Consider the following 15,989-nt stretch of genomic DNA (forward strand, 5'->3'; position numbering starts at 1 on the left):
CGAACTCCCAGTGACCGTTACGTTCCTGTGAAACTTCACAAGGGCTACATCTCACCAACTCCTCTCAAAATTACGTTTCGACGACCGCAAAACATTTCCGCAAATTCAAACGAAAGTTCTCCGAGTTATAAACATGACGTGCGCGGCACAGTTCAGGTTACAGCGTTGCTGCCTGCATATTGAGCGATCTTTGCCCTTGATTTTAGGGAGATGAAGCCAACCCGTACACGTGCTTATCTAGCGTGTGTTTGGACTGCGCATTGTGACCACTTGAAAGAACGTGGGCTAATCATGCAGGATTTTCGCCATCCGCAGAAGGCGAGGTCATCAGTCTGTACCAATCGGATGCTACCTCAGCCAGACGTGGGTGAGTCGGCGGGAAGGGCGATTTCGTGGGTAAAGTTATGGTACTGGGCGGCGACGGTTTTTGCGGCTGGCCCACAAGTCTGTTGTTCTCCAGCCTTGGCCACGATACCGTCATTGTCGATAATCTCTCTCACCGCAAGATCGACGTAGAGCTTGAGGTTTCCTCTCTCACTCCCATTGAGCCGATCAGCGAACGGCTGGCAACATGGGAAGAGCTGACGGGCAACACCATTCGTTTTGCCAATATAACGCTTGGCACAGATTATGACCGCCTGTTGCAGTTGTTGAAGCACGAGAAGCCGGATGCAATCATCCACTTTGCGGAGCAGCGGGCAGCGCCGTACTCCATGAAATCTTCCTGGCACCGGCGCTACACGGTTTCAAACAATCTCAACGCGACCAATGATGTGCTCTCTGCAATTGTTGAAGCGGAGCTGAATACTCACCTTGTGCATCTCGGTACTATGGGGGTTTATGGATACAGCACGGTGGGCTGTGAAATCCCCGAGGGATACTTGCGGGTTCATCTGGATGTGAACGGAGATATGCGCGAGCAGGAGATCCTTTATCCCACAAACCCCGGTTCCATCTACCACATGACCAAGTCGCAGGATCAGCTGTTCTTCCAGTTCTATGCCAAGAATTATGGATTGCGGATAACCGATCTGCATCAGGGTATCGTCTGGGGCACACAGACCGAGCAGACCTCACTGGACGAGCGGCTCATCAATCGTTTTGATTATGACGGCGACTATGGCACCGTACTCAACCGCTTCCTCATGCAAGGCGCAATTGGGTATCCGTTAACCGTGCACGGCACAGGCGGCCAGAAGCGGGCTTTCATCCATATTCAGGACACTGTGCGCTGTGTTCAGCTCGCCGTCGAAAATCCACCAGAGCGTGGAGATCGCGTGAAGATCCTCAACCAGATGACAGAGGTTCACAGGGTTCGTGATCTGGCTGAGATGGTCGCCAAAATGGCAAATGTTGAAATTGCTTATCTGGAAAATCCGCGCAAGGAAGCTGCAGAAAACGATTTGATGGTGGCCAATCATAAATTTCTGGAGATGGGACTGGAGCCAATCACGCTGAGTGATCGGTTACTTGAGGAAGTGACTGATATTGCGAGAAAATACTCTGATCGCTGCGATACGACTAAAATCCCTTGCTTGTCCCTCTGGTAACTTTACGGGGATAGGCCGATGAAAATTGTCATTGTCTCCGACGCCTGGCACCCGCAGATCAACGGGGTGGTTCGTGTTTTAGAGATCACACGCCGCGAGTTATCCGCTCTGGGGCATGAAGTTATCCTCATCACGCCCGATCAGTTTCACCAAATGCCGCTGCCAACCTATCCGGATATCAAGTTGGCGCTGTTTCCCTATTACAAGCTTTCCTGCATGCTGCGCGAGCTGAAACCCGATGCATTGCATGTGGTGACCGAAGGGCCGTTGGGTTGGGCCGCTCGCAAATACTGCCGCCGCCATGCGCATCACTTCACCAGTTCATGGCTCTCCAAGTTCCCGGAGTATGCCTCCATGCGTACGGGACTGCCTGAGGCTTGGTTCTACAAGTGGTTGATTGCCTTTCACAATCAAGCCACCCACACCATGGTCACCACACAGACTATGTTGGAAACGTCCAATCGTATCGGAATTAAGCGTGCCGTGCGTTGGCGGCGGGGAGTTGAGCTGAAGAAATTCCGGCCAGTTCCTTCTGAAATGTTTGCAGACCTTCCCGAACCAATAATGCTCTATGTGGGGAGGATTGCACCCGAGAAGAATCTGGAGGCGTTTTTAGATCTGAACGTGCAGGGAACAAAGATTCTGGTGGGGGATGGGCCCGATCTGGCATCGCTTACAAAGCGCTATCCAGATGCCGTCTTTACTGGGGCAAAAACCGGAGATGATCTGGTCAAGGCTTATTGCGGGGCGGATGTGATGGTGTTTCCATCTAAAACCGATACATTCGGCCTCGTTAATCTGGAGGCGATGGCCTGTGGCATCCCCGTTGCAGCCTATCCGGTGACAGGCCCCAAAGACATCATTGGCGATGCGCCAGTTGGGGCAATGGATGAGGATCTCGCAGTTGCAATCCAACATGCTTTACCAATGAAACCAGAGGATTGCATCGCCCATGCCAAAACATTCTCCTGGGAGCAGGCCACGCAGGACTTTCTGAGTAACCTCGTCAGCTTCTCTACTGAGCAGTCTCAGAAAGCCAAGGATATCCTCACATCATCCGCTCATACAGATCAAACATAATCCAGAGCGTTCCGCCAACCATCAGGAAGATCAGAACGCCTGCAAAACTCATGGCAAGCACGTTTTCTATCGGGGTTCTGCTATCAATGCCAAGGAAGTAATGAAGATGTACGCCAACCTGAACAAGCGCGCATAAAGCGATGATGCCGAAGGTCAGTTCAACCGGAAACGCCATGGTCCAGACAATGGCAAACGGAATGAGTGTGAGCGCCAACGCGAGGATAAACCCTGTGATCAGCCTCTTTGCACTGTGAGATTGCGGGTGCATTTTGCTCTCCTAAATAAGCCAGCCGGGCATGTAGACGATTGAGAAAATGCCGATCCAGACGATGTCGAGGAAATGCCAGAACATGCCGAGGCGATGGAGGCGGGATTTGACCGGAGAGGTCAGCCCTTTGATGAGAATCTGGAAGATCATCACCGTGATCCCAATCATGCCAAGGCTCACATGTGCGCCATGTGTTCCCACCAGCGTGAAGAACGAGGTGAGGAAACCACTGGTCTGCGGTCCGGCCCCAGACTCAATCATGCCAACAAATTCAATCACTTCCAGAGATATGAAGCCCATACCAAGCACGATGGTAACAATCAGCCAGAACACTGCCTGACTTTTATGCTCTCTGACAGAGGCGAGGGACGCGAAGCCAAACGTTACGCTTGAAAAGAGTAGGAACATGGTTTCGGCAAAGACGTGTTTGATGTCGAACACGTCAATCGGCAGTGGTCCGGTAGCAGTGTTCTGGAACATGACCACGTAAGTTGCAAACAGAAGCGAGAAGATAATCGCATCTGTCATCAGGTAGAGCCAGAAGCCCAAGTCTCTGATATCTAACGTTTCTTCTGTCGGTCCGGGAGAACCTGTGGTTTTAGGGCTGTATGTGCTCATGACCAGAAATCCCCCGGTGCTGGTTTGTGGGCTTCCAAGGCTTTGATGCGGGCCTTCTCATGGGCCTCGATCTCAGCAGCGGGGATAATCTCGTAGGTATGATCTTGCGAGCCGCGGGTTATCAAACACGCGAGCACGCCAAGGAACCCGAGGGCGACCAGCCACCAGATGTACCATGTGACCGCAAAGCCGATGAGGAACCCGAGACCACCGAGAAAGACACCAATGCCTGTGTTCCGCGGCAAATGAATGTCCTCATAGTTTTGCGAAGGGGCATAAGCCACGCCGCGCTGCTTCATGTCCCAGAAGGCATCAATGTCCTGCACATCGGGGATCTTGGCAAAGTTATACTCGGCGGGAGGGGAAGAGGTTTGCCATTCCAGTGTCCGGCCATTGTACGGATCGCCCGTCAGATCGCGGTTCTTTTCCCGGTCGCGAATGCTCACATAAAGCTGCATACCCTGACAGAAAATGCCGATCAGAACACTCAAGGCACCAACCGCTGCAACGATCAGATAAGGCTGCCACTCGGCAACATCATAGCGCTCCATCCGGCGAGACATACCCATGAAACCAAGGGCATAGAGCGGCATGAAGGCGAGGTAGAAGCCGATGATCCAGAACCAGAAGGAACGAACACCCCACGCCCTATCCAGCTTGAAGCCGGTTGCTTTTGGGAACCAGTACTGAAAGCCGGCAAAGTACCCAAAGACCGCACCGGGGATCAGCACGTTGTGGAAGTGCGCGACAAGGAACGTGGAGTTATGCATCAAAAAGTCGGCAGGAGGGATCGCTAGCAACACGCCGGAAACGCCACCAAGCACGAAGGTGATCAAAAATCCGATGGTGAATAACATGGCAGGGTGGAAGATGATCCGCCCCTTGTACATGGTGAACACCCAGTCAAAAATCTTCACTCCAGTCGGAACGGCAATGATCATGGTCGCAATGCCGAAGACCGCATTCACATTGGGGCTGGAGCCCATGGTGAAGAAATGGTGCAGCCAGACCGAGAAGGATAAGATGGTAATAGCAGCTGTTGCATAGACCAGTGACTTGTAGCCAAAAAGCCTTTTCTGAGAGAAGGTTGCGACAACTTCTGAGAACACGCCAAACGCTGGTAGAATGAGGATATAAACTTCCGGGTGTCCCCAAATCCAAATCAGATTGGCGTAATTCATCATGTTGCCGCCAGAATCATTGGTGAAGAAGTGAAACCCGAGAATCCGGTCCAATCCGAGCATCGCAGCAACAACTGTCAGTGCTGGAAAAGCGAAAGCCATGAGTAAACTGGTGCATAAAGTGGTCCAGGTGAACAGGGGCATCTGCATCAGGCGCATTTTGGGGGCGCGGCACTTTATGATCGTGACGACAAAATTAATCCCCGTCATGGTGCTGCCCACACCGCTGACCAGCAGCGCCCAGATCCAGTAATCAACGCCCACACCGGGACTATACTCAGCGCCGGAATATGGCGGGTAGCCGGTCCATCCAGCGGTTGAGAACTTGCCGATGACAAGGGAGACCATCACCAGCGCTGCACCTGCCGCCGTCAACCACAAACTGATGGAGTTCATGAACGGGAAGGCCACATCACGGGCACCGAGCTGCTGAGGCACCACAATGTTGATCAGGCCTGTCAGGAACGGCATGGCCATGAAAAAGATCATGATGGTGCCGTGAGAACTGAACACCTGATCGAAATGCTCAGGGGCAAGATATCCATCATTGTTCAAGGAAATGGCCTGCTGGGAGCGCATCATGAGCGCATCCACAAAGCCGCGAACCAGCATCACCATGGCAAGGGCGATGTACATGATGCCGATGCGTTTGTGATCAAGGCTCGTCAGCCATTCATCCCAGAAATACCGCCACTTACCAAAGTAGGTGACCAGCAAAAAGACGGCCAGTCCACCCAGCACGGTGATCGAGGCGCCACCAAAAGCGATAGCACTGTAGAAGGGGAGAGAGTCTAATCCTAATCTTCCTAGCATGGTGTATCCCCCTCACAAGCAGGTTGGGTCGTCACCGGTGCGTGTCGGCGCAAGGTGGTTTCGGGCCGTCGGGCGTACTTCTTTAAAATCTCTGCAAACAAGCCGGGCTTGACCCAGGAGAAATACTCCACGTCGTGCCCGATGGTCGGCTGTGCCAGTTGATCATAGGTCACGGTGGAGAGCGGTCTGGTCTGCGATTTGGCGTTGGCGACCCACGCATCGAACTCGTCCGGTGTCATGGCAACAGCATCAAAAAACTGCATGGCAAACCCGTCACCGCTGTACTGGGTATTGCGGCCACGGAAGCGACCTATCTCATTGGCCTGCAGGTTCAACTCGCTGGTCATCCCCGCCATGGCATAGATTTGTCCCCCCAGTGCGGGTATGAGGAACGAGTTCATCACAGTGTCAGAGGTCAATTGCAGGCTAACTGCCTTATCCACGGGGAAGGCAAGCTCATTGACGGAGGCAATGCCAAGCTCCGGGTAGATGAAGAGCCACTTCCAGTCCTGCGCCACCACCTGCACATTGATGGTATTTTCCGGCGTCGCGATCTTCTTGTAGGGGTCGAGCTTGTAGGAATACGTCCAGACCAGATAGCCAAGCGTGATGATGATAGCCGCTGGAATGGACCAGACGAACACCTCGATAATGGTGGATTTGTGCCAGTCCGGCTTGTATTCACCGCTGCCACCTTTTGCGCGGTAGCGCCAGATGAACCAGAACACCATAAAATAAACGGGAATAACCACGATCAGCATGATGAAGAAGGCGGTGTAAAGCAGATCGCGTTCTATCAGGGCAATCGGGCCCTTGGGGTCGGCAACCGGGGACGTCTGAAGGCCGCATCCAGCTAACACAAGCAGGAGGCCCAGCAGAGTTATTCCCGTTATGAAAGGTTTTGAAATGAAATGTTTCATCGTAATCCCGCGCAGGAGTGGGTGACCTAACGGGGATATTTCAAGGGGGTGGGGATTACAGAATATTTAAGGTCACGGCCCGACGGCCTGAGACCCATGAGATTTCAGGAACCAATTCTTTGAGGGGAGCACAGAGATGGTTATCAATTACTCCCCCGTCTCTTTCAATTTATCCCCCCGCCTTTGCGGGAGCTTTAAGGCCTTCCAGCATTTCTGCCATTTTCGCCTGCACCATGGTCACCGCCTTCAACGGGCGCAGCATGACCTTGAAATCGTCAATCAGGCCCCCCTCGTTCCAATGGATCATATCAACGCCGTTGATGTAGATGCCATCGACCTCTGTTTCGAACTCAAGCACAGCGTTGTCGCCACAATCCAGAATGCGCACATATTTGAAGGTGTTGTTGACGCCCAGCACTTGCGCTGCACCGTAAAGATACATGACCGTCATCTGCTGTCCGCGTTGCGGCGTGTGCACCACGGGGCTGTAAAACACGCAGTCCTTGGCAATCAAAGCGGACAACTTCGCCAGATCTTTGCCGCCCTCCAGCATATCCAGCCACTTTTGCAACTGCTCAGAATATGGTGTCGACATCATCTTATCCTCCCCGGTGTCTCTTTTTGTTCTCCTAAAACACAGGCAGGAGAGTCAGTGTCCTTCCAGTCAAACTTATATTGACGTAATGGTCAAGCTAGTCAGAAGAGACGGGAACAAGTGCACGCTTGCTTGAGGATTTATGAAGAGAAACTCAGATTTTTGCGTGGTTTCCTTAGGGCAGCATTAGCGAGCTAAGTGCTAGAAATATAATAGGAAGTTTTAGTTGCGTGGATTTTGAAAGGTTTATGCGTTTTTTGCGTTATCTGGCGTTTTTTTGTTTTTCATGGTCCAGAGCAGAAAATGAGCAAACACAGTTGTCACGCGATCGATATGTACCGCGGAGAAGCAGCAACACATGCCTGACTCCATCCTCTATCGGCCACCGGCTCCCACGCCTTGCAAGCCACTTCGTGGTCTGCGTCTGTTTCGCGTGTTTTGGGCGCGCAACGTTTTAACGTTGATCCCCGGAGAATTCTTCAACAGCCCGATGGAGAGGATCTATTTTACCAAGCGCCCCTGTTTCCTTGTCAACGCGCCTGATCTGGTCAACGAGGTGCTGGTCGAGAAACGACTGTCCTTTCCCAAATCCGATGTGATGGTGGATACGCTCAAGCCGGTGATTGGTGAGAGCACCATTCTTGTCAGTGGTCCCAAATGGGAAGAGCAGCGGGAAATGATTGCCCCCGTGTTTTCCCATGTCAGCATTCGTGGTGCGTACAAGCATGTTCAAAGTGCCTGCACGCAGTTTCTGTCTTTTCTGGATCAAATGTCACAACTCGGTAAGACCATCAGCTTGCGCGATGAAATGAACCGATTGACCGCAGATATCATCTTCCGCACTATCTTTTCGCATCCGGTTGACAATGATCGGGCACGCATGGTGTTTTCGCTGTCTTCACGTTACCAATCCATCACGACCACATGGGCGCGCAAGATGATTTTGCGCGGCACGCCAGACGCCCCCAAAACTCCTATGCCAAAGGAAGCGGAGCTTCTCCGCAATGAGTTGCGCCTCTTGCTGCGAGATCTGGTGGAGGAACATACCACCAACCGGTTTGGCCAGCACGATGATATGTGCCAGAGACTGCTTGATGCCCGGCACCCACAAACGGGCCAGCCCCTGAGCAAGGAACAGCTGGTCGATCACATTGCAACTTTCTTTCTTGCTGGACATGAGACAACCTCGGCAATCCTCAACTGGGCCTTTTTCATTCTTTCCCAGCGGCCTGATTATTCGGAGCGCATCAGGAGAGAGACCGACAATGTCACCAATGGCGAGAACATCGAGTACCGGCATATCTCCAAACTGAAATTCACACGGGATGTCTTCCGCGAAACCATGCGATTGTATCCACCAATCGCTTTCATGACCCGTATGGCAGAAGAGGACAGCGCCATAGGCGGTCACAAGATTCCGCGCGGGGCTCTTATAATTATATCACCATGGATCGTGCATCGGCACAGGTCCTATTGGAACAATCCGGACCACTTTGACCCGGACCGGTTTGAACGCGCTGACGACCCCATGACCAGCGCTTTCATACCATTTGGTGTTGGCCCCCGCGTGTGTGCAGGCGCCAGTTTTGCAACGGTGCAGGCAATCGTCTTGCTGGCCCGTCTGACACGCTTTTACAGTTTCAAAGTTATGAAGCCTGACGAGGTCTTTCCAGAATCCGGTGTCGCCTTGCGGGCGGGTTCAGAAATCAGATGCAAACTCATAAAACGCCATCATATGGCACAATAGCAGGTCAAAACCTGCGAATAGCCCGAAACTATCGGGTGGCATCACCGCCAATTATATGCATCATTCCGTAAGGGTAAGAACTGGGAGGTTGGTATGCGCTGGATTGCTGGGTTGGTAATTATCATCGTCGGAGCTGCTGCGGGCTACTATTGGTACTCTCTGCCACCGACCTATCCCGGCAAATACATCGTCACCGCAGACCGCGTCTTGACCATGGACCCGGACCTGCCACAGGTGCAGGCCGTACTGGTTGATGACAACGAGATCATGGCCGTTGGTGATGTGCGGGAGTTGGAAGGCCTTGCCGACGTGGAGATCATACGCCTCAAAGGCACATTGATCCCGGGCTTGATTGAACCTCATACCCACCCGATTGCAGCTGCCCTGCTGGGCTCAGCCACGGACATCAGCGCCTTTAAATACGACAACCGCATGCAAATCATGCAGGCCCTGCAGGATTCCGCCGATGAATTCAGCGTCACCCCATGGGTACTGGCCTACGGTTGGGATCCGATTGCGATCAGAGATCTTTCTCCACCAACACTGGCGGAGCTGGACGCCATCTCCCCTGATAAACCCATGCTCGTTCTGACCCAAATGATGCACGAGGCTTACGCCAATACCGCTGCGCTGAAAGAAGCTGGTGTTGACCCGCGCCGCGGCCCAATGCTGAGAGAGCTGGAAGAGATCAACCGTGTTGTCTCTGCCATTCCCGCCCCTTCAGATGAAGCGGTCGAGTTGCTGGTGCGCAAGACCTATATTGACTATGCGAAGGCAGGTTACACCACCATTGGCGTGACGGGCGCTGTCGGTCGCCATCCCAACCCCGTCGGTTTGTTGCAACGCGTTGGGCTGGAAGACAATCCACCAGTGCGAACTTACGTTTATCTGACAGAGGACCAGCTTCCCAACTGGCGCTTTGGCGGGGATGACCGGTTCACCATCCTGGGTGCAAAGTTCTGGCTGGACGGATCACCGTTTACGGGTGGGGCCGCAACCCACGAGCCCTATGAAGATTCCGAATTGGTGCTGGAACGGCTAGGCCTGTCTACGGGTCACCGGGGTGACCTCAGCATGAGTGATACAGACCTGTTGGAGAAACTCCGTGACGTGCACAAACGCAGCGGGCAAGTGGCAATGCATGCGCAGGGAGAGCGCGCCATTGATCAGGCGTTGATGGCGATTGCCGCCATTCAGGCCGAAGACCCGCGCGATGACATTGAACATCGGCTTGAGCACAACGCGCTTATAACCAACGAGCAAATCCAGAGAGCAGCTGATCTGGGCGTATCTCTAGGTTTCTTTGTCGATCATATCAGCCACTACGGTGATCAGCTGGAAAGCTTGTTTGGTAAAGAGCGGCTGGATCGCTACATGCCTGTGCGCGATGCAAAGGATGCCGGTGCTGTCATAACCTTCCATGGGGACCACCCTGCAACGCCTATGAACCCGATGGGAACTGTTGAGACTGCCATGTCCCGCACATCCACCAGTGGCAACACGGTGGTTGGCGCAGATCAGGCTGTTACGCTTGAAGAAGCGTTGCAGGCCATGACAGTCAACGCCGCTCGTCAGCTGGGGCAGGAAGACACGCTCGGAATGATTGCTGTCGGCATGAAGGCCGACTTCACCCTGCTCAACGGCAACCCTCAGGTTATGATGCCGCAGGGCTTGCGCCTGATCCGCCCCGCCATGACGATCCGCAACGGCCAACCCGTAGATACCCGCTTTGTGAGCTGGTTTGACCCGGAACTGGCCATCAAAGCCATCTGGAAAATGATGATGGGTGACGACAGCGAGCCCACCAGCACATAGGAAGCTCGCCGGTTTGGCTATCCTCTGGCATCTGGCCCAGCTGAAACGAGCAGTCCACTCACAGTTTCTGTCTCAACCAGTCGAGCGCCTTGACAGCTGTCTCTGGCCACTGGTCCTCAAACTGGATGTAGTGGCAGGCCCCGTTGACCGCGAGGAAATCCGAGTTTTCGTAGCGCTCCGCCATCAATCGCGCGGTGTTTGGCGTCACAGCTTTGTCCTCGGTTCCTGAAACGAAGAGCAGAGGGCAAGAGACCTTGCTCGGGTCAACAAACGTGGTTTGGCGAACGTCATACATCCAGAAGACAAACTCGAAAAGCACCCGCCCGGATTCGGAGCAGAGACGCGCATGGATGTCCCGTTGCAAAACGGGCGGCAGCGTGTTGAACCCATACTTCGTCAGAAGCTCGAAATCCTGCTCCAGGGCCTGCTCCCAAAATGCGCCAGCCGAAATGAGCAGCTTGCCAAGTTCACGCTCCCCGTCCGTCGTTGGCAAAATGCCATTCACAATGCTGCTGTTGAGAAGAACCCCTGCTTTTATGGCGCCCTCGGCTGCCAAAAGCTGCGCGATAACCCCGCCGATCGAGTGCCCGACAACAACTGGCGCCTCACCAATCTCTGCTATGGCATGCCGGGCATCCTCCACATAATCCGCGATGCTCACCCCGACAAGCTTGGCATCGCGTTCCGGCCCGGGTGGCAGGTCATGATACCGATAGGTGAGGCTGTGACAGACATACCCGGAAGCCTCGAAGGACATACGGACAGTGTCCATCGTCCAGGCCGCAGCGTTGGTACCGGTCAAAAGCAGGACTGGAGGTAAAGAGCTGTTTGGCATCTGAAGCTCCTAAAGAACGGGGCCCCAGACAGAGCCCCACTCTCATCGCTTTATCAGCTCAGGCTCAACGAAGTGTAAGCCCGGAACTCGCAATTTAACAGCAGCATGCCGCTGCAGAGAGCAACGGCAGCCAGATAATGTCGTCAGGGCTTTTTTGTCGCCCGCAAAACCTTCGCCACAACCTGTTCAGCAAACACTTCGTGGTTTGCGACTGCTGTGCCAATCCTTGCGTCTTTGACAATGACTTCTTTTGTCCGCGCATCAATAACCGTCACCATGCCCGACATGGAGGATGCACCTGTCCCGAAGAGGATGTCATAACCCATATTTGAAATGAAGAAGCTCTGAATTTTGACGTCAACGTTGACCCGTCTCGGACCATGCAGGTCTTTCAACTTGGTCTTTAAGGCCTTCTTTGTGACCTTAACGATGATGTCTTTATCGTAGTCCACGCCCAGAACATTGTTCAGCCCTTCATATTTCCAATCGCCCGTCACGGTCACCTTTGAGACCTTTACCTGTGCTTCTTCAATGTCTTTCGCCGTAATGGTCGTTTGGCATGCTGCGAGTGTAAGCCCGAGCAGAGCGAGTACGGCTATGTTCCGCAGGTTCTTCAGCTTTTTTGTGAGGCTATATAAGTATTTGTTTTTCATTGAGTTATGACTTCATTACATCGAGGCAGATTTCGTAAGGAGCCATGGTGTCAGGAGAGGCTTGCGCCTGGGTGATTGCAATCGCCTTTCAAAATCACGATTTTCTGACAGGCTTTATGTTTTCTTTGGAGGTTCGCGCCTAAGCTTCATCCGTGAGGTGGGCTTTTTCGGGCCGCTCATCATCACGTCTGTTCTCTGGTTTGGGTGAGAAAGAGGTCTTTCTCTAACAGCTGGAGTGCGCCGGGGGAATGCAGGAAACCCTGTCGGAAGGACGGTAGATGACACAAGGAGTTGGCCTTGTCATGCAAGGCGGTGGAGCTCTTGGAGCCTATGAGGTTGGTGCGCTCACCCGCATTTATCAGGCAGGCTTCGAGCCGGAAATCATCACTGGCACCTCCATTGGTGCGTTGAATGCGGCTGTCATTGCGGCCCCAAAGCTCGGCGACCCTATCGAGACCCTCCACGCCCTATGGGAGCATCTGAGCCACGCGCCCGGCTTCATATGGCATTCCAGCCAGAAGCTGCTGCGTGCCAGCATGGGCCACCCTCGCTTTTTCAAGCTGCACCCGCCGTCTTTCATGAGTGAAAATCGCCCCAGCATCTACGACATCACCCCTGCGCTTGAGACCATGGAAAAATTCATCGACTTTGAGCGCCTCAACAGCGAGGATGCACCACGGCTGGTGATCACAGCAACCAACGTGGCAACGGGGCAGATTGAGCGGTTCTCCAACCGGGATCACTACCTCACCTCCAAGCACATCATGGCCAGTGGATCTCTGCCTCCGGGCTTCCCACCAATTGAGCTGGACGGTCACTATTACTGGGATGGCGGACTTTACGACAACACGCCGATCCGGTCACTTCTGCGCATACTGGATGACTACCAGGTCTCTCATATGCCAATCTTCCTGATCGAGCTGTTCTGTCCGGAAGGCATCATTCCCACCACGGTAGAAGAAGCGGTCTACCGCATGACGGAGCTCATGTTTGAGGACAAGTTCTGGCTCATGCTGGACGGCGACAAGTGCGCTCAGCATTACTCACATATGCTCTACGATCTGGACAAACTGGTGCCTCAGGATTCTCCCATCAGAGACTGTGATCACTACCGTTCGCTCATGAAAATGCGCGCGATCTCCCACATCATCACCGTAAAGGCTGAGCACAATGCATTGACCGGTGTGGTGGATTTTGAACCCAAGAGCATCAACGAGCGCATCAAGACCGGGTATCTGGCTGCGGATCAGGCGTTGATCAATTACGCCGACCGTATTGAGGCCATCATATCGGCGACGTACGAAGGCCATATGACCGACAACACCCATTCAGAGCACAAACCGCACCCAGACGAAAAGAGGTGCCAATGAGTGAGATTGACGAAAGCAAATATGACAGCGGCGCCTATGAGAGCAAATGGTTCGAGGCTTCCGACGGCATCAAGCTCAATTACCGTGTGTATGGCAATGGCACCTCCCGAAAACCCGCAATCATCGCTTTGCCGGGCCTGACCCGCTGTGCGCGCGATCTCGACCCCATGGCCGTCCAGCTGAGCGAGACCTACAAGATCTACGCGCTGAACCTGCGCGGGCGGGACTTGTCGGAGTATGACCCGGATTACCGCAACTACAACACCACTGTTTACATCCGCGATATCTACGAGTTCTGGCAGTCTATCGGAGAACAGCCCGTAGTGCTGCTCGGCTCCTCCCTTGGCGCTTTGCTTGCCATGCTGATGGTAGAGGATCACCCGGATATGCTGGCTGGCACAGTGCTCAATGACCTTGGCGCCACAATCGAGTTTGCTGGCATGTCGCGCATTTTTGGGTATGCCGGGCAGCTGGAGGACGAAGAAGAGCTGAGTGCGGTGGTCAGCACCATCAAAGAGCACGTAGGCAACCAATTTATAAACTTACCGGAGGACCAGTGGGAGCGCATGGCGCTGTCCATGTATGGTCGCAAAAACGGCAAATGGCACCATCGCTACGACGACAATCTTGGCGTTGCACTCTGCGAGAACAAAGAGGGCTTCCGTGACCTGTGGCAGGCTCACCAACGTGCCGCCGACCTTGAGCTGCCTGTCCTGTCCATTCGCGGTGAGCTGTCGGATGTCACCACTGCCGTTACCATCCGCTCCATGAAGAACATGGCTCCTTACATGCAATCGGTGGATATTCCCAATCGCGGGCACTGCCCCTTATTGGATGAACCGCAATGCATAGAAGCGCTGATGGGCTTCATGGCTCAAATTGAAAACCGTGCCTGAACCGTAAACGAGTGGAGGCAAGCATGGCCCACAAACATCTGGTTTTGCTGAATATGATCGGGGCACTCGCTCTAGTCATGATCGATCAGACTGTGCTGGGCATCATTCTGCCGTCCCTTCAGCGAACCTATGCCTTTGGTCCGGTGCACCTGCAATGGGCGGTCAATGCCTACCTGATCGCGTTGGCCTCCATGTTGATGTGTGGTGGCTGGTTGGGCGATAAATTCGGTTACTTCACCTCCCTTCGCATCGGTGTGGCACTGTTCACAGCCGCCTCGCTCGCTTGTGCCTATGCTCCGACGGGTGACATATTCATAACTTCCCGCGTGTTTCAGGGGCTCGGCGCCGCATTGATGCAGCCTGCGGCGACGGCTCTCGTGTTTTCCTCTTATCCGGCAGATGAAAGGGGCAAGGCTCTGGCACATTATGTCGGCGCTGGCCTGGTCTTTATGGCAGCAGGGCCACTGGTGGGCGGCACGCTGGTACAGCTGTTCTCATGGCAGCTGGTGTTCTTGCTCAACGTACCCATTGGAGCTGCCGTCCTGATCATGGCCTTTGCCATCGGCAAGGGCAAAACCTCCAGAGAAACCGGTAATTTTGATTTTCTGGGTGCAGCTCTTTTTGTCATGGCATTGCTGGTGTTCACTGTCGCAGTTCAACGCTTGGGCGATTATCGCCTCACATTGGGGGAAGGGGTCGTCTCGCTTGGGTTCATAGCTCTGATTTGTTACCTGCTGTTTGCCCGCAGGCACCGTGTCGCGCAGCCATTCATCCAGTTCTCCCTCTTTGAAAACAAGGTCTATCTGGGTTGCTGTCTACTGCTCTTCTGCATTCCGTTTGGCTTGTTGGCACAGGTGGTGTTCGGCGCCGTTTTCCTGCAAAACGTCTTGAGCCTGACACCTTTTCAAGCGGGCCTTTCCATGTTGCCCGTGGTGCTGACAATCATCATTTGCGCTCAGTTCGGGGGGCGTTTGGTGGGCAAAATCAATTTCCGCAATCTTGCAGTTTGCGGCAGTCTGGCCATGGGGGCTGGCTTCTTGATGCAGGCCCTGGTGATCCACTTCAACAATCTCTGGATGCTGTTTCCCGGAATGATGCTGATGGGGGCCGGACTGGGCTTTCTCATCAGCTCCGTTTCTACAGAAGCTCTCTCCCACGTTTCTCTGCTCGCCCGTGCCCGTGCTACGGCCTTGCTGCAAACCTGCCGGCAAGTGGGGGGTGTGTTTGGCATTGCCTGTGTGGGGGCTCTCATAAACTGGCGGGAAAAGACGATGATTTCCGCTGCAGCTGAGCTGATGGAGCCCAATGACAAAGACCGTGAACTGCTACAATTGCTGCTCTACAAGTTCATGGGGGATCAACCCGCCGCTGCCGCCTTGCTGCACGAGCGCTGGCCGCAGTCGCTTTACATCCTCAAAGCAATCAGCAGCCGAGCACTTGCAGATGGTTTTTTCTTCAGCGCACTGGTTTTGGCTGGTGCCGCTGTCATGTCTCTTTGGGCCTTCAAAGGCCACACACCAAGACAAAGACCACCAGTCTCAAAGACACCGGCACCGGAAAAGCCAGCAGATGATTAGTGCTAAAATCCCCGTGCAAGAGCCGTAAGCCACAACCTGACGCATTGGCGCCATTTTGTTTGCTTACAGGT

14 protein-coding genes are annotated in these 15,989 nt (G+C 53.8%); 7 read left to right on the forward strand and 7 right to left on the reverse strand.

Translation table 11 applies throughout. The features are described 5' to 3' along the window. Nucleotides 1-404 precede the first annotated feature (404 nt). Together DHN43_RS17965 and DHN43_RS17970 are read left to right on the forward strand one after the other, a co-directional pair. On the forward strand, nucleotides 405-1,550 hold the full coding sequence (locus DHN43_RS17965; RefSeq protein WP_108819532.1) for an NAD-dependent epimerase/dehydratase family protein: 1,146 nt from the start codon (nucleotides 405-407) through the stop codon (nucleotides 1,548-1,550). Nucleotides 1,551-1,568: 18 nt separating this feature from the next. Beyond that, nucleotides 1,569-2,630, forward strand: a complete 1,062-nt coding sequence (locus DHN43_RS17970; RefSeq protein WP_108819533.1) for a glycosyltransferase family 4 protein — start codon at nucleotides 1,569-1,571, stop codon at nucleotides 2,628-2,630. Here DHN43_RS17970 and cyoD read toward each other — a convergent pair. The 5 genes from cyoD to DHN43_RS17995 form a co-directional block, all read right to left on the reverse strand. Next, the gene (gene cyoD / locus DHN43_RS17975) at nucleotides 2,599-2,898 is read right to left on the reverse strand and encodes a cytochrome o ubiquinol oxidase subunit IV (RefSeq protein ID WP_063287574.1); all 300 of its coding nucleotides are present in this window, start codon (nucleotides 2,896-2,898) and stop codon (nucleotides 2,599-2,601) included. The two genes, DHN43_RS17970 and cyoD, sit on opposite strands and share 32 nt — an antisense overlap. Nucleotides 2,899-2,907: 9 nt before the next feature. Continuing rightward, nucleotides 2,908-3,516: a cytochrome o ubiquinol oxidase subunit III gene (gene cyoC / locus DHN43_RS17980; RefSeq protein ID WP_057461360.1), complete on the reverse strand. Its 609-nt coding sequence runs from the start codon at nucleotides 3,514-3,516 to the stop codon at nucleotides 2,908-2,910. Next, the gene (gene cyoB, locus DHN43_RS17985; RefSeq protein WP_108819534.1) at nucleotides 3,513-5,510 is read right to left on the reverse strand and encodes a cytochrome o ubiquinol oxidase subunit I; all 1,998 of its coding nucleotides are present in this window, start codon (nucleotides 5,508-5,510) and stop codon (nucleotides 3,513-3,515) included. Before cyoB ends, cyoC begins: the two co-directional genes overlap by 4 nt. Further along, on the reverse strand, nucleotides 5,504-6,430 hold the full coding sequence (gene cyoA / locus DHN43_RS17990) for a ubiquinol oxidase subunit II (protein WP_208995481.1): 927 nt from the start codon (nucleotides 6,428-6,430) through the stop codon (nucleotides 5,504-5,506). The genes cyoB and cyoA overlap by 7 nt, the downstream gene beginning before the upstream one ends. A 169-nt stretch (nucleotides 6,431-6,599) precedes the next feature. Further along, nucleotides 6,600-7,025 (reverse strand): nuclear transport factor 2 family protein, encoded by a 426-nt coding sequence (locus DHN43_RS17995; protein ID WP_063319964.1) that lies wholly within the window; start codon nucleotides 7,023-7,025, stop codon nucleotides 6,600-6,602. 358 nt (nucleotides 7,026-7,383) lie between these two features. On the opposite strand from DHN43_RS17995, the gene DHN43_RS18000 reads away from it, so the two are divergent. Both DHN43_RS18000 and DHN43_RS18005 read left to right on the forward strand, forming a co-directional pair. Further along, a complete protein-coding gene (locus DHN43_RS18000; RefSeq protein WP_108819535.1) occupies nucleotides 7,384-8,772 on the forward strand; it encodes a cytochrome P450 in 1,389 nt (462 codons plus the stop codon). A 93-nt stretch (nucleotides 8,773-8,865) separates the two neighbouring features. Further along, complete coding sequence (locus tag DHN43_RS18005; RefSeq protein WP_108819536.1) at nucleotides 8,866-10,587, forward strand: amidohydrolase; 1,722 nt, start codon at nucleotides 8,866-8,868, stop codon at nucleotides 10,585-10,587. 58 nt (nucleotides 10,588-10,645) lie between these two features. Here DHN43_RS18005 and DHN43_RS18010 read toward each other — a convergent pair whose 3' ends face one another. Together DHN43_RS18010 and DHN43_RS18015 are read right to left on the reverse strand one after the other, a co-directional pair. After that, entirely contained in the window at nucleotides 10,646-11,422 is a 777-nt protein-coding gene (locus DHN43_RS18010; protein ID WP_108819537.1) for an alpha/beta hydrolase, read from the reverse strand. Between the two features lie 143 nt (nucleotides 11,423-11,565). Next, nucleotides 11,566-12,075, reverse strand: a complete 510-nt coding sequence (locus DHN43_RS18015) for a hypothetical protein (protein ID WP_108819538.1) — start codon at nucleotides 12,073-12,075, stop codon at nucleotides 11,566-11,568. A gap of 278 nt (nucleotides 12,076-12,353) precedes the next feature. Here DHN43_RS18015 and DHN43_RS18020 point away from each other — a divergent pair, with 278 nt between their 5' ends. The 3 genes from DHN43_RS18020 to DHN43_RS18030 are packed head-to-tail and all read left to right on the forward strand — an operon-like array spanning nucleotide 12,354 to nucleotide 15,918. After that, nucleotides 12,354-13,445 (forward strand): patatin-like phospholipase family protein, encoded by a 1,092-nt coding sequence (locus tag DHN43_RS18020; RefSeq protein WP_208995482.1) that lies wholly within the window; start codon nucleotides 12,354-12,356, stop codon nucleotides 13,443-13,445. Continuing rightward, a complete protein-coding gene (locus DHN43_RS18025) occupies nucleotides 13,442-14,341 on the forward strand; it encodes an alpha/beta fold hydrolase (protein WP_108819539.1) in 900 nt (299 codons plus the stop codon). Before DHN43_RS18020 ends, DHN43_RS18025 begins: the two co-directional genes overlap by 4 nt. 23 nt (nucleotides 14,342-14,364) lie before the next feature. Continuing rightward, complete coding sequence (locus DHN43_RS18030) at nucleotides 14,365-15,918, forward strand: MFS transporter (protein WP_108819540.1); 1,554 nt, start codon at nucleotides 14,365-14,367, stop codon at nucleotides 15,916-15,918. Nucleotides 15,919-15,989: the final 71 nt, after the last annotated feature.

It is taken from the genome of Pseudovibrio sp. Alg231-02, from assembly GCF_900143565.1.
Lineage (GTDB): Bacteria > Pseudomonadota > Alphaproteobacteria > Rhizobiales > Stappiaceae > Pseudovibrio.